Origin of the sequence: Rhizomicrobium sp. (assembly GCA_037200385.1) — a bacterium.
Lineage (GTDB): Bacteria > Pseudomonadota > Alphaproteobacteria > Micropepsales > Micropepsaceae > Rhizomicrobium.
In genome coordinates this window covers 861,699-874,592 of record JBBCGL010000001.1, presented here as the reverse complement: position 1 = coordinate 874,592, position 12,894 = coordinate 861,699, and the positions used below count along the sequence as shown (strand labels likewise).

General features: G+C 64.3%; 12 protein-coding genes and 2 tRNA genes. 12 read left to right on the top strand and 2 right to left on the bottom strand.

What is annotated here, in order from left to right:
* Positions 1–9: 9 nt before the first annotated feature.
* Genes WDM91_04125 through WDM91_04115 form a run of 3 tightly spaced genes read left to right on the top strand, consistent with a single transcriptional unit; the run spans position 10 to position 1,282 of the window.
* On the top strand, positions 10–393 hold the full coding sequence (locus WDM91_04125; GenBank protein MEI9993760.1) for a response regulator: 384 nt from the start codon (positions 10–12) through the stop codon (positions 391–393).
* A gap of 47 nt (positions 394–440) precedes the next feature.
* The gene (locus WDM91_04120; GenBank protein ID MEI9993759.1) at positions 441–1,076 is read left to right on the top strand and encodes a glutathione S-transferase N-terminal domain-containing protein; all 636 of its coding nucleotides are present in this window, start codon (positions 441–443) and stop codon (positions 1,074–1,076) included.
* A gap of 44 nt (positions 1,077–1,120) precedes the next feature.
* Entirely contained in the window at positions 1,121–1,282 is a 162-nt protein-coding gene (locus WDM91_04115) for a hypothetical protein (GenBank protein MEI9993758.1), read from the top strand.
* Between the two features lie 38 nt (positions 1,283–1,320).
* On the opposite strand, the gene WDM91_04110 is transcribed toward WDM91_04115, so the two are convergent.
* Positions 1,321–1,395, bottom strand: a tRNA-Asn gene (locus WDM91_04110).
* 458 nt (positions 1,396–1,853) lie between these two features.
* On the opposite strand from WDM91_04110, the gene WDM91_04105 reads away from it, so the two are divergent.
* From WDM91_04105 to WDM91_04085, 5 genes are read left to right on the top strand one after another with little or no spacing between them, the layout of a single operon-like run.
* Positions 1,854–3,659, top strand: coding sequence for a hypothetical protein (locus tag WDM91_04105; protein ID MEI9993757.1), 1,806 nt, complete (start codon positions 1,854–1,856; stop codon positions 3,657–3,659).
* Complete coding sequence (locus tag WDM91_04100) at positions 3,656–4,387, top strand: hypothetical protein (protein ID MEI9993756.1); 732 nt, start codon at positions 3,656–3,658, stop codon at positions 4,385–4,387. The genes WDM91_04105 and WDM91_04100 overlap by 4 nt, the downstream gene beginning before the upstream one ends.
* The gene (locus tag WDM91_04095) at positions 4,384–5,664 is read left to right on the top strand and encodes a hypothetical protein (GenBank protein ID MEI9993755.1); all 1,281 of its coding nucleotides are present in this window, start codon (positions 4,384–4,386) and stop codon (positions 5,662–5,664) included. Before WDM91_04100 ends, WDM91_04095 begins: the two co-directional genes overlap by 4 nt.
* A gap of 55 nt (positions 5,665–5,719) precedes the next feature.
* Positions 5,720–6,406 carry a hypothetical protein gene (locus WDM91_04090; protein MEI9993754.1) on the top strand — a complete coding sequence of 229 codons (687 nt, stop codon included), beginning with the start codon at positions 5,720–5,722 and terminating at the stop codon, positions 6,404–6,406.
* Complete coding sequence (locus WDM91_04085; protein ID MEI9993753.1) at positions 6,407–6,643, top strand: hypothetical protein; 237 nt, start codon at positions 6,407–6,409, stop codon at positions 6,641–6,643.
* 59 nt (positions 6,644–6,702) lie between these two features.
* Here the strand turns inward: WDM91_04085 and WDM91_04080 are convergent.
* Positions 6,703–6,776: transfer RNA gene (locus WDM91_04080), tRNA-Cys, on the bottom strand.
* Positions 6,777–6,934: 158 nt separating this feature from the next.
* Between WDM91_04080 and WDM91_04075 the strand changes: the two genes are divergently transcribed.
* The 4 genes from WDM91_04075 to WDM91_04060 all read left to right on the top strand — a co-directional run bounded on the left by WDM91_04075 (position 6,935) and on the right by WDM91_04060 (position 12,702).
* Positions 6,935–7,588 (top strand): protein-L-isoaspartate O-methyltransferase, encoded by a 654-nt coding sequence (locus WDM91_04075; GenBank protein MEI9993752.1) that lies wholly within the window; start codon positions 6,935–6,937, stop codon positions 7,586–7,588.
* Between the two features lie 35 nt (positions 7,589–7,623).
* Complete coding sequence (locus WDM91_04070; protein ID MEI9993751.1) at positions 7,624–9,138, top strand: TolC family outer membrane protein; 1,515 nt, start codon at positions 7,624–7,626, stop codon at positions 9,136–9,138.
* 135 nt (positions 9,139–9,273) lie between these two features.
* Complete coding sequence (locus WDM91_04065; GenBank protein ID MEI9993750.1) at positions 9,274–9,891, top strand: DUF2497 domain-containing protein; 618 nt, start codon at positions 9,274–9,276, stop codon at positions 9,889–9,891.
* Between the two features lie 171 nt (positions 9,892–10,062).
* On the top strand, positions 10,063–12,702 hold the full coding sequence (locus WDM91_04060; GenBank protein MEI9993749.1) for a valine--tRNA ligase: 2,640 nt from the start codon (positions 10,063–10,065) through the stop codon (positions 12,700–12,702).
* Positions 12,703–12,894: the final 192 nt, after the last annotated feature.

Genomic DNA, 12,894 nt, shown 5'->3' with positions numbered 1-12,894 from the left:
GCAGGCGCCATGACCGAAGCCGATGCCGGCAAACATCTCCTCGACGGCTTGAGCGTTCTTGTCGTCGAGGACGAAGCCATCATCTCCTTTCTGCTCGAGGACATGCTGGGCGAGCTCGGCGCCGCGGACATCCGACATGCCGGAACGGTGGCGGCAGCGCTGATCTGCATCGACGAGCGGCAGCCGGACCTTGCCATGCTCGACGTCAATCTCGGCGGTGAACGGGTCTATCCGGTGGCCGAGCGGCTCGAAGCGGCCGGGGCGCGCTTCGTCTTCACGACCGGCTATGGCAAGAGCGGCATGGACGCGCGCTGGGCCGGAAAGGTCGTGGTCCAGAAGCCGTTCGCTGCGGATGCGATGGTCGCGGCGTTGCGCGCAGCCTTGGCACAATAGTCCGGCAAAGCCGTGCCAAACTCTCGGCGCGATTCGAGGCGACCGCGATGTATACGCTGCACTACTTCCCCGGCAATGCCAGTCTGATGCCGCACATGCTGCTGCGCGAGATCGGCGCCCCGTTCACCCTCAAGCTGGTCGATCGGGCCAACGACGAACAGAAGAGCGCCGCTTATCTGAAGCTCAATCCCACCGGACGGATCCCGGTGCTGATCGATGACGGGATGCCTATCTACGAGACCGCTGCGATCGCGCTCTATCTCGCCGACCGGCACCTCGAACGCGGACTGGCACCGCCGCCGGGCTCGTCTGCGCGCGGCGCGTATTACAAATGGATGGTGCTGATCAGCAATGCGCTGCAGACCCAGTTCCGGGCGTGGTTCTACGCCGGCGAATTCGTCGACGATCCTGGCAGCGTCGATTCGGTCAAGGCCGCCACAGCCCGGCGGATCGGCGAGACCTTCGCGCAGATCGATACGCATCTCGAAACACATGCATGGCTGCTGGGCGAGGATTTTTCCGCTGCCGACTTCTACCTGTTCATGTTCGTGCGCTGGGGTCGCGCTCTGCCGTCGCCGCCGCGTCTGCTCCCGGCTCTGGCGCGTCATGCTGGGCACGTCGCCGATCGGCCGGCCGTTCGCGAATCGCTCGCGGCCGAGGGCATCGAACCTCCTTACATTTGATCGTGTCGTGCTAGGCTATCCGCGGCGCAGAGGAGCACGGCAGCATGTTCAGTATGATTTCAGTGGTCATCAACGTCATTGTGCTGCTTCTGCTGTTCGGCGTGCTCTCGAAGCTGGAGGAGGTCTCCAAGACTGTGAAACGGCTCGCCGGCGAGCCGGTCGGCTCGACCGAGCCTGAGACGCAGCAGAAGACCGACGCCGCCTGACAGGCGCCGCCGCTTCCGACCAATCTTGTTAAGAAAAATGGCTCCCCGGGCCGGATTCGAACCAGCGACCAACCGGTTAACAGCCGGTTGCTCTACCGCTGAGCTACCGAGGAACACACTTGAGGACGGGGTGTCTAACGCGTCCGTCCGCCAATGAAAAGCCCAAAAACCGCGCCTCGCAAATGCCCCCCATGGGGACAGCAAAAAAAAGAGGCCGGGGGTTAGCCCGGCCCCAAGGCGTTGGGTAATGGTGGGGTGTCTTCAAGGGAAGACGCGGGAACTCTGCGGCCTTGAGGTTAATAAAAGCTTAACATGCCCGATTTGGCGGCATGGGCTTGCATGCAGGCGCCGGCCGCGCGAATCGCGCCGCCGAACCTGGCCCCGAATGATCCGAGGAAACATCGCTTGCCGGTCTGCGTACGCGGCCGTGCCAGCGGCAAAGACGAAGCGCAGAGAGGTTTGCGCCATTGCGTCCGCGAACGAGCAAGCGGCCGCATCCGCAGCGACACGTAGGTCTTGCCGGGACAACGAACAGTTGAATAAAGTATGCCGGGGCCGCGGTATTCGCCAAATGATCAAGCAGTTCTTTGAACAACTTTCCGAGATAAACTGGCTTCTGCCTTGGCTAGTGAAGATCATAATATTGGCGCTTGTCGCTATCATTGCTGGGGTGGTCTTATCGATCCCAGCCTATTTTACCGAGCGGATCATCGGACCGGCGCTGGAACGGGCGATCGCCGCCCTGCGGCAGACTTGTCGATGGCTCTTCGACCTGGCGCGGGCGACCTTCGGCAGTCGATCGGATCTCGTCGATCGTTTTGTGGCGGACCACGCACAGCAATATTCGTTCTCGCGCGAGAACGCCGCCATCGCGCGCCGAATCGCCCGTGTGCAGAAGCGGCTCGCGGCGATACCGGGCAAGATCGCGTCGCTGGACGCTACCGTTTCCCAAGCCGGCACGCGGATTACGCAGAGCTCGTATGCCTTGAGCCAAATGGTCTATCCCGAGACGGTGCCCCCGCCGTCGCCGGCAGAATTCCAGCAAATCCAGCTCGGAAAGAATCGCGCCGTCGTCAAGGTGATCCTCGGAACCGCTTTGTGCGCCGCTTTCGTTGCGATCAATACCGGGATGCTGGACCAATTCTTCGACAGCTATTTCGCCGGCCAGCGATATTTTGGCATCGAGATCGCGCTCGTCTTGGCGGCATTGTTCTCAATTGCCGAACTCGCTTTCGGCGGGCTGTTCGTCTTCTTCAAGGGGATGACACCCGGCAATATCGCCGTGAAAATACTTCTCATCGCGCTCACGCTCGGCTTGGCCGGGCTCGAAGGCGCGTTTTACAGCAAGCTCGGCAGCGACTGGACGCTGTTCGACGCCCTGTTTGCGCCCAATCCGGCGCCTGCGATCTTCAAGCTCTGGTTGGGGATTTTCGGACCCATCCTGGTTGGCGGCCTCGCCCTCACCAGTCACTTGCTGGTTCAGGGCATCGTCGAGCTTTCCGAGAGCCACATCGTGCGGCAGTGGCGCCGGTCTTTGAGGCTCAAGGCGCGCAGCGCGGGATTGATCTCCGAGCGCCTGTCGACGGCCCAGAAGGCTTCTGCGGTGCTGAACACCACGATGGCCGATCTCAAATCGACGTTCGATTCGGCGGAGGCGTCGACCAATTCCCACGCCGCGGTCATCGAGGAAGGCCGCGCGCAGTTCACGGCGGCTATCGCGGACGCCGAGGCGATAAGGATGTCCGCGGCCAGACCGCTGGATCGCGGCGCGATGCTGCGACTGTTGTCCGCGAACGTCATCATCGCCGTGGTTGCCGCGATCCTCGTCGTCGGGGTCGCGCTGCTCTACACCGAACTCGGCATCGCCAGCCACTCCATGCATCTGAACAGCGTATGGCTCGGCTGGGTCATCGCGATCGTCGAGGCCTGCGGCGCGCTGGTTGCCGGTTATGCGGCGATGCGCGAAAACGCCATTGTATCCTCGGCCGATGCGGTGCCGACACGCAATCCCGCTGCCGACTGGGCGGGCATCGCCGTTGCGGCGGTCATCATGGTGATGATTGCGGTCGCGAACGGCTATTATGCGATGCAGTCGGCCACCACGACACGAATGTTGTGGTTCGCCATCGCGATGCTCGCGAGCTTCTGTTTCTTCTTCTGTGGCGGCCGGCTCGGTCTGATCGGTGCAAGCCTCGGAGTCATTGCCAGAGTGGCTGCCAGGGCGCTTTCCGGCGTCCTGGTGTCGCTCGCCGGCTTTTTCACCGGCGCCGTCATGCTTGTCCTTTGGGCGATGCGGGAGGTGCTCGCCTGGCTCGCCTATCCGTTCCGCTATCTGTTTCTGAAGGACAGGGCGGTCATGCAGTTCAATCCCACGTGAGCCATCGCCCGGTCTGGTTCGTGAGCCTTTGCATCGCGGCGACGCTCGCCCTTGGCAGCGCGCAAGCTCAGAACCGTTTGCCGCGCGAACCGCGCAGCACGATCACCGTGCTGGTGGATCTTTCGGGCACCTGGTTCAATCCGGCATCCGAGGCCGACAATCGCAAGGTCCTTTCCGTCATCGCCGATGCCGTAAGTGCCGCTGCTACGGAGATCGAGCCGCCGATTGCCGTCCGCTATCTCGCGATCGGCGACCGCAGTCTCGCCCGCACTCCGCTATGCGAGGCTGTCTATGCGCCGAACATCCTCTCGGTGAAGAGTACGGCAGACAGCCTCGTCAACCTAAAACAGCTAAGGGATTTCGCGGCCAAGGACTGTCCCCTTGCCATTTTCCTGCACGCGCCGGAGAAGTTCACGGATATCTCGGGCGCGCTCGACACGGTTGCGCGGATGTCGGCCTACGATACGGCGGGATTCCACGCACTAGTCGTTCTTTCCGATTTTCAGGAGGATCGCCGCCGCCAGCAATCCGGCGGTTTCGGCGCGCTGACCGGAATGCATGCCGTGATGCTTTATCGCGTGCTGGATTCCGATCGGCTGGATCCCAGGTCTCTCGACCAGCGCATACACAAATGGGAAGGCGCCCTGCGGCATTCCGGCGCCACGGTCTCTTCCATCGACGATGTCGGTCTGAACGCCGGACTGCTCAAACGGCTGCTGTTGCGATGACCGCGGATACGGCACCGGCGCCCCAACCCATCATCATCGGTGAGAGCGTCGCGGCACCCGCAGGAGCGAAGCCGGCGGGCGCCTCCGACACTCTGGGGACCGCGCTCAACTATGCCTTCCTGCTGAGCACGGTGGCGGGCTGCATCGGCTGCTTCATGGGCGGCGTTTGGGGGACGATCGGCGCCTGCGCTGCGATGTTCGGTTATTTCTTTTTCGGTCTCCTCAATCCAAAGAGCACGCGCAACAGCGAACGCTTCGCCGACAGCCTTTATTATCAAGGATTTATCCTCACCCTGCTGGCGCTTCTCGTTTCGATGACGCTGGGGCGCGGCGGGCTGACCAGCGCGGGTTTCATCGAGAAGTTCGGCTTCGCGTTGTGGACGACATTTTTCGGCATGTCGTTTCGTATCCTGACCATCCAATTCCGTCCGACCGTGGCGGACCAAGAGGACGAGACCCGCGAGTCCATCGCCAAATATGTCGCGCAGCTAAATGCGGAAATTACCTCGACGATGGAAGACTTGAAGAGGTTCAAGACCGGCATCATGACGTCGGCATCCGATCTCGCATCGGCTTTCTACGATGAGACGAAAAGGTCGCGGGAGGAGACCGCGGACGCCATCCGCGCGATCAACAAAGAGCTTCCGACCATCGCCGGCCGCGCCACCGCGCGCATCGACGCCGCCGTCAAGCAGGTGGCGGAACGCATCGAAAAGCTCGATATCCCGATGGACTCGCTGACGGGCCGGCTGAATCCGATTTTCGACTCCTTCGCCGAGCAGGCTCTACGGTTGCAAAAAAGCCTGAGCGAGAGTTCCACCGAGTATTCGCGCGTGCTGCAGGAAAGCGCGGCGATTCTCGGGCGCACACGAGACGATCTCGCCCGTCTGGAAGACGTACTGAAATCTGCCAATACGTCTATCGCGCAGGCGCAGCATCTGGCGTCGGTTTCGCTCGAAGGTTCAAGAGGGCAGCTGGCCGAGGCGGCAAGCGCCGGCAAGGGCATCGAAGAACTCGGTCGTCGCGCCAATCTTCTCGCAGAACAGCTCGGAGTATTGTGGTCGTCGCTCGATGCCAAAGCGCGCGTCTATGGCGGACAGATCGACGGCGCCACCGCCGAGATGCGGGCCACGGCGGAGAAGATGCGCCTCGAAGCCGCTGCCGCGACGGCGAAGATGCAATCAGAATCGACGTCCGTTGCGGAGGCCCTCACGCAGGGCGCGGCGCGGATCACGGCCGCCATTCGCGACGCCCAAAAAGCCGATGACGACGCGTAGCGAGATCGCAGCGGTTCGCCGCGCCCAGGTCGTCAGCCTCAGCTTGACCGAGCTCATGCTGCTGCTGGTCTTCATGGCGATCACATATTCCTTTCTCGCGAAAGAGGAGGGACTCAAAGACATTCCGCTGGTCCAAAAGCAGCTGCGCGAAGCGCAAAGCCGTATCGCGGAGCTCGAGGGCGAGAACAGCACGTTGAAGGCGCAGTTGCAGGCCTCGCGGGAGCGGATCGCCGAACTCGAGCGCTTCATCCGCGGCATGGGCATCAATCCGAAGACCTTCCAGCCGGACAGTGGGGTGATATCGAGCGGACGGATCAGCAGCATCGCTGAGGGCCAACAACGGCTCGACAATGCCAATCGGATCATCGCCTCGCTGCAGCAGGAGAATGGCCTGTTGCGCAAGACGCTGGGTGGCAAGGCGCCCGGCTTGCCGCGCTGCCTTGCGACCAGCGGTTATCTGATCGACTTCACGCTGCTCGCCGACGGCCGGATACGTGGCGCGCCCGCCTGGGAGGCTGGCGCGGAGGTCTCCGCCCTGCCGGGCGTTGCGACGCTGGCCTCCGGTCAGCCCCTGAGCCTCGATGCGTTCCGGGCCGCGGCGGCGCAGCTCAATGCCTGGGCCGATGTTCAGGCCGAACCTTGCCGCTTCTCGATTCGCGAGACGCACGAAACGCAGAATTTGGGGACTTTCGAGGGACAACTGACCGTGCTGGAACGGTTTTTCTATGTGAAGCGGACTTAGATGGATGCCAAGCTGCGAACCGCTCTGGATGATCTGGAGCGCGAGGTCGAGCGCTTCGCTAAGCGGGCGGTTGGGCGAAGGCAACGGCTGGCGGTCCTCGGCGTAGCCGTCCCCGCGCCGGACCTTCCGGCGGCCTTCGTGCCGAACGAGCGAGCGCACAAGACGTCGCTTCTGCGCCGGGTGACGACGTTCTGCTGGGTCGAATTTCCCCGGCTTTGCCGGACACATCTGTTTTGAGGCTTGTGCCCCGGCCCGTCCGGTTGGGCGAGGAAGTCTCGGGCTTTGCAGGAGAAGGCTGGAGGCCACGCCCGGAATTGAACCGGGGTTCGCGGATTTGCAGTCCGCTGCGTCACCACTCCGCCACGTGGCCTCACGAGGAATTCCCAAGTCCCGGCTGGGTTTGGATGCGGACGCGCCCTATAACAGATGCATGCACCGCCGGACAACCTCCCGCGTCCGATCCCCACGTTGTCAGGTCCGAACCGGGCCCCTATAAGCCAACGTCCTCAATCCAGCGGCGAATCTCCCATGGCCGACTACGCTACCCAACGCTTCAACATGGTCGAGGCCCAGGTCCGGACCAACGACGTCACCGACATCCGCATCCAGGAGGCGATGAACAGCGTGCCGCGCGAACGGTTCGTGCCCACGGCCAAGCGCGCTTTCGCCTATGCGGATGTGCCCGTGGAGGTTTCGCATGGCCGGTTCCTTCCCGATCCCCGCACTTTTGCCAAGCTGCTGCAGCTTGCGAGCCTGCGCGCCACGGATCGGGTCCTCGATGTGGCCTGCGGCACGGGCTATTCGTCGGTCGTGCTGGGCCGGATCGTCAAATCGGTCGTCGCTTTGGAGCAGGACGCCGATCTCGTCCGCATCGCCTCCGACATGGTGCCCACGAACGGCGCCACCAACGTCACGGTGGTGCAGGGCGGCCTGACCGAAGGCGTGAAGGCGCAGGCGCCGTTCGACGTCATCGTGATCGAAGGTATGGTCGAGGACGTGCCCGACACGCTCACCGGCCAGCTCGCGGAGGGCGGCCGGCTCGTCGCGATCGTGAACCAGGGCGAGCAGGGGCGCGCCCACCTCTTTGTACGCGACAAGGGCGGCATCGGCCGCCGGATGGATTTCGACGCCACGATCCCGCTGCTGAGCGGCTTCCGCAAGGTGGTTGGATTCGTCTTCTGAAATCCCCATCTGGGGGATGGAGAAGGGGATTTGAAATGAAACTGACCATCCGTATGGCGGCCCTCGCGCTGCTGCCTGTGCTGCTGGCCGCGCCGGTGCTGGCCGCCAAGGGGCACAAGCCCAAGCCGGCCGCCGCGCGGGTGGCGGCTGCCGATCCGGCTCCGGATCCCGTGCCGGCACCGCCGGACGTCAAGCCGAGCCTGACTCTCGCCGAGGCGCTGGCCGTTGCCTATGAAACCAACCCTCAGCTTGCCGCCCAGGAAGCCTCGCTGCGCGCGACCGACGAGAATGTCGCGATCGCGAATGGCGGTTGGCGCCCGACCATTTCGGCGGGCGGCACCTACGCTTACCAGCAATATTACTTCAATCCCCAGACCGTGACGGATCCCTCGACCGGCATGGTGTTCGGCCCGTTCTCGACCGTGTCCGCGCATCCTGCACAGGCGGCGATCACGATCACCCAGCCGCTCCTGCGCGGCGGCCGGACCATCGCGGAGATCGGCCGCGCCAAGGCCCAGGTCCGCGCCGCCCGCGCGCAGCTCCTCGCCGCCGAACAGACCGTGCTGCTGAGCGCCGCGACCGCCTATATGGACGTCGTGCGCGACGGCGCGATCCTGCGTCTGCGCCGGCACAATGTCGAAGTCCTGCAGAAACAGGCCGACGCGACGCAGGCGCAGTTCAACGCGGGGTCGCTCACCCGCACCGATGTGGCGCAGTCCCAGGCGCGGCTTGCGGCGGCGCAGTCCGATCTCACCGCGGCCCAGAGCCAGCTTGCGGTCAGCAACGCCAATTTCGCGCAGGCGATCGGCCGCATGCCCGAGACCCTCGAAGCCGAGCCGTCGCTGCCGCCCGCCCTGCCGCCCGGGGTCGACGATTCCATCGTCATCGCGGTCAAGCAGAATCCAGCCATCGTGCAGGCGCGCGAGAATGAGGTCGCGGCGGATTATTCGGTCGACGACGCTGTCGGCGCGATGCTTCCGACGCTGTCGGTGCAGGGCCAGTACGGCGTGAGCCAGGGCGGGCTGATCTCGCCCTTCGGCACGGTGCAGGTCGGCGCGGCCGGTACCACCAGCCATGCCCTGACCATTACCGGCCAGCTCAATGTTCCGATCTACCAGGCCGGTGTGGAGGAGGCGACGTTGCGCCAGGCGAAAGAGCTGCATGCCCAGGCCAGGCTCAATGTCGACGTGTCCGACCGCCAGGTGCGCGATGCCGTGGCGACGGCCTGGGCACAGTTCGAGTCGGCGGAAGCGTCCATCGCTTCCAACGAGTCCGCCCTGCGCGCCAACCGGATCGCCTTCGAGGGCGTCTCCAAGGAACAGCAGGTCGGCGGCCGCACGATCCTCGACGTGCTGAACGCCGAGCAGGAACTGCTGAACGCGGAGGTCGCGCTGGTGAGCGCCAAGCGCAATGCCGAGGTCGCCGCCTTCCAGGTCCTGGCGGCGAACGGCACGCTCACAGCCAAAAATCTCGGCCTGAAGGTGAAGCTCTACGATCCGCTGCTGCATTACGACAATGACGCCGCGGCCTGGATCGGGTTTGGCGATTGATGCGGCATTCGGCCGATCCAGAGGTCGATTGTCACCGATAAATCTCAGACCATTAACGAAAATTTTGCCTTCTGACCGTCATTGTCCTAGGGTCTCGATCGCCCCACGATCGCGCGCATTCCGGAGAGTTGCACCATGGCGTCAAACCCGCAGCATGAGCCCACAATGGAGGAAATCCTGGCCTCCATTCGCAAGATCATCTCGGAAGATTCGACCGAGGCCGCTCCGCCCGCCGCTGTCGCGCCGGCTGCCGCCGCGCCGGCGGAGGCCGACGTGCTGGAACTGACTCAGGAGGTCGAGGAATCGCCGCCGCCGCCCAAGCCGGAACCCGTCCGCGCGGCCGCCCCGGCACCCAAGCCGGAGCCGGATGTCGTATTTGAGAGCATCGAAGAGACGCCGCCGGCGGCCCCGGCCGCAGCGCATGACGACATCTTCTCGGACAGCACCCGCAAGGCCATGGAAGAGACCTTTGCCAAGATCCCCGCGGCCGTCGAGCCGCCGGCCGCCGCGCCGAAGCCGGCCCGTCCCGCCGCGGTGCCCGACGGCTCGTCGGTCGAAGCGGTGTTCGAGCGTGCGATCGCCGGCGCCTTCGATCCCGTCCTCCACCAGTGGATGGACAGCAACAAGAAGGATCTGCTGGACGCCGTGAAGCCGCTCATCCGCGAATGGATGGACGAGCATTTCCCGGCGCTGCTGGAAGGCGCGGTCCGCAACGAAGTCGAACGCGTGGTAAAAGCGCGGGGCGGCAAATAGCCGGGCTATCTTGACCTTCCCCTTGAGGGAGGGTTGAAAAATTCGTAGCAAAGCGAAGAATTTTTCGGGGAGGGGTCCGGCACCAGCCATGACCCCTCCCCGAAATCGTTTTCGCTTGCTCGAACGATTTCGCCCCTCCCCGTAGAGGAGGGGCGGTGCTAGTAGGTTCCCATGCTCGACAAGACATTCAATCCGAAAGACGTGGAAGGGCGCATCTACGCCCAATGGGAGGCGTCCGGTGCCTTCAAGGCCGGCCGCCGCCCCGACGCCGAGCCCTTCTGCATCATGATCCCGCCGCCGAACATCACCGGCCGGCTCCATATCGGGCACGCGCTCAACAACACGCTGCAGGACATCCTGGTCCGCTTCGAGCGGATGCGCGGCAAGGACGTGCTCTGGCAGGTCGGCACCGACCATGCCGGCATCGCCACCCAGCTCATCGTCGAGCGCCAGCTTGCCGAGCGCCAGATCAAGCGCGTCGATCTCGGCCGCGAGAAATTCCTCGAAGCCGTCTGGAAGTGGAAGGACGAGAGCGGGGGCGCGATCATCCAGCAGTTGCGCCGTCTCGGCGCCTCCGCCGATTGGGGCCGCGAGCGCTTCACGATGGACGAGGGCCTCTCGAAGGCCGTGCTCAAAGTGTTCGTCGAGCTCTACGGCCAGGGCCTGATCTACAAGGACAAGCGGCTGGTGAACTGGGACCCGCGGCTGCAGACCGCGGTCAGCGACCTCGAAGTCGAGAACATCGAGGTGAGGGGCAATCTCTGGTACCTGCGATATCCCATCGAGAACCAGCCCGGCCGCTTCATCACCGTCGCGACGACGCGCCCCGAGACCATGCTGGGCGACACCGCCGTCGCGGTGCATCCCGATGACGAACGGTACAAGGATCTGATCGGCAAGAACGTGATGCTGCCGCTGGCACATCGCACGATCCCGATCATCGCCGACGAACATTCCGATCCCGAGAAGGGCACCGGCGCGGTGAAGATCACGCCCGGCCACGACTTCAACGACTTCGAGGTCGGCAAGCGCCACAACTTGGCCCTGCTCAACATCCTCAACAAGGACGGCACCCTGAACGATACGGTGCCGCAGGCCTATCGCGGGCTCTCCGTCGCCGAGGCGCGCAAGGTCATCGTAGCCGATCTCGACGCCGTCGAACTGCTCGACCGCATCGAGCCGATCACCCATTCGGTGCCGCACGACGAGAAGACCAAGACCGTCGTGCTCGAGCCGCTGATGACCGAGCAATGGTACCTCAACGTCGCGCCGCTCGCCGAGAAGGCGATCAAGGCGGTCGAGGACGGCCGCACCAAATTCGTGCCCGAGAGCTGGACCAACGTCTATTTCAACTGGATGCGCAACATCCATCCTTGGTGCATCTCGCGCCAGCTCTGGTGGGGCCACCAGATACCGGCGTGGTACGACGAAGAGGGCAACATCATCGTCGCGATGAGCGAAGCCGAAGCCCGGGCGCAAGCGCCGGGCAAGACGCTCGTGCGGGACACCGACGTGCTCGACACCTGGTTCTCCTCCGCGCTCTGGCCGTTCTCCACGCTCGGCTGGCCGGACGAGACGCCGGAGCTCAAGCGCTACTACCCCACCTCGGTGCTCTCGACCGCCTTCGACATCATCTTCTTCTGGGTCGCCCGCATGATGATGATGGGGCTGCACTTCATGGGCGAGGTGCCGTTCCACACGGTTTTCATTCACACCCGCGTGCTCGACGAGCAGGGCACCAAGATGTCCAAGACCAAGGGCAATGTGGTCGACCCGCTCGATCTCATCGACCAGTTCGGCGCCGATGCGTTGCGTTTCACGCTGGCGCTCTCGGCCGGCCTGACGCGCGACATGCGCATCGGCCCCAGCCGCGTCGAGCCCAATCGCAATTTCGCAACCAAGCTGTGGAACGCCGCACGCTTCTGCGAGATGAACGGCTGTGTGACCGTGCCCGGCTTCGATCCGGCGAATGTCCGGCTCACCGCGAACAAATGGATCGTCGCGGAACTGGCGCAGGCGACCGCCGACGTCACCGCAAGCATCGAAGCCCTCAGGTTCAACGAAGCCTCGGGCGCGGTCTACCACTTCGTCTACGACGTGTTCTGCGACTGGTATCTGGAGATCGCCAAGCCGATCTTCGGCGGCGCAGACGAAGGTGCCAAGGCCGAGACCCGGGCCACCGCCGCCTGGGCGCGCGACCAGCTGCTCAAGCTGCTGCATCCCTTCATGCCCTACATCACCGAAGAGCTCTGGGCGAAGACGGCCGAAGGCGGCGCGCCGCGCGCGACGTTGCTGATCGAAGCGGAATGGCCGGGCGCGGTGGCCGCGCACGATGACGCGGCGCGCGCCGAGATGAACTGGGTGATCGACCTGGTCAAAGGCGTGCGCTCGGTCCGCGCCGAGATGAACGTGCCGCCTTCGGCCAAGATCGCGCTGGTGCTCAAGGACGCAAGCGATGCGACCCAGGCCAGGCTCGGGCGCCAGAAGGAGGTGATCCTCCAGCTCGCGCGTCTCGTCACCGCCGGGATCGCCGACACGCTGCCGAGGGGTTCCGCGCAGTTCGTGCTCGGCGAAGCGACGGCCGGCCTGCCGCTTGGCGACGTCATCGACTTCGCCAAGGAGCGCGCCAGGCTCGAGAAGGAGCTCAAGAAAGCCCAGGACGAGATCGCCCGTTTCGACGCCAAGCTGTCGAACGTGCAATTCGTCGCCCGCGCTCCCGAAGACGTCCTGACCGAGCAGCGCGAAAAGCGCGCCGAAGCGGCAGCGACGGCTGCAAGATTGCACGACGCCGTTGCCCGTCTGGCGGAGTGAGAAAGGCGAAACCGCGGGACGTGCTCGAGAGCCGACCGGTGCCTTACCCGACGCGCGGAGTCGGGAACTTTCGGTCGGCACCTGACCCTCGCGGCACGTTAGCCATAACCGGCCGCTGTGCCTTGTTGGCACGGCAGGCAACGCCTACACTCAGGTCCGGGACGGGTGTTGTCGGTTAAGGGGCTGGGCGCA

Bases quoted from the DNA above. Each gene is read 5' to 3' on its own strand.
- WDM91_04070 (MEI9993751.1), top strand. From the start codon at position 7,624: ATGAAACTGACCATCCGTATGGCGGCCCTCGCGCTGCTGCCTGTGCTG.
- WDM91_04090 (MEI9993754.1), top strand. From the start codon at position 5,720: ATGCTGCTGCTGGTCTTCATGGCGATCACATATTCCTTTCTCGCGAAA.
- WDM91_04125 (MEI9993760.1), top strand. From the start codon at position 10: ATGACCGAAGCCGATGCCGGCAAACATCTCCTCGACGGCTTGAGCGTT.
- WDM91_04065 (MEI9993750.1), top strand. From the start codon at position 9,274: ATGGCGTCAAACCCGCAGCATGAGCCCACAATGGAGGAAATCCTGGCC.
- WDM91_04105 (MEI9993757.1), top strand. From the start codon at position 1,854: ATGATCAAGCAGTTCTTTGAACAACTTTCCGAGATAAACTGGCTTCTG.
- WDM91_04115 (MEI9993758.1), top strand. From the start codon at position 1,121: ATGTTCAGTATGATTTCAGTGGTCATCAACGTCATTGTGCTGCTTCTG.
- WDM91_04075 (MEI9993752.1), top strand. From the start codon at position 6,935: ATGGCCGACTACGCTACCCAACGCTTCAACATGGTCGAGGCCCAGGTC.
- WDM91_04085 (MEI9993753.1), top strand. From the start codon at position 6,407: ATGGATGCCAAGCTGCGAACCGCTCTGGATGATCTGGAGCGCGAGGTC.
- WDM91_04095 (MEI9993755.1), top strand. From the start codon at position 4,384: ATGACCGCGGATACGGCACCGGCGCCCCAACCCATCATCATCGGTGAG.
- WDM91_04120 (MEI9993759.1), top strand. From the start codon at position 441: ATGTATACGCTGCACTACTTCCCCGGCAATGCCAGTCTGATGCCGCAC.
- WDM91_04060 (MEI9993749.1), top strand. From the start codon at position 10,063: ATGCTCGACAAGACATTCAATCCGAAAGACGTGGAAGGGCGCATCTAC.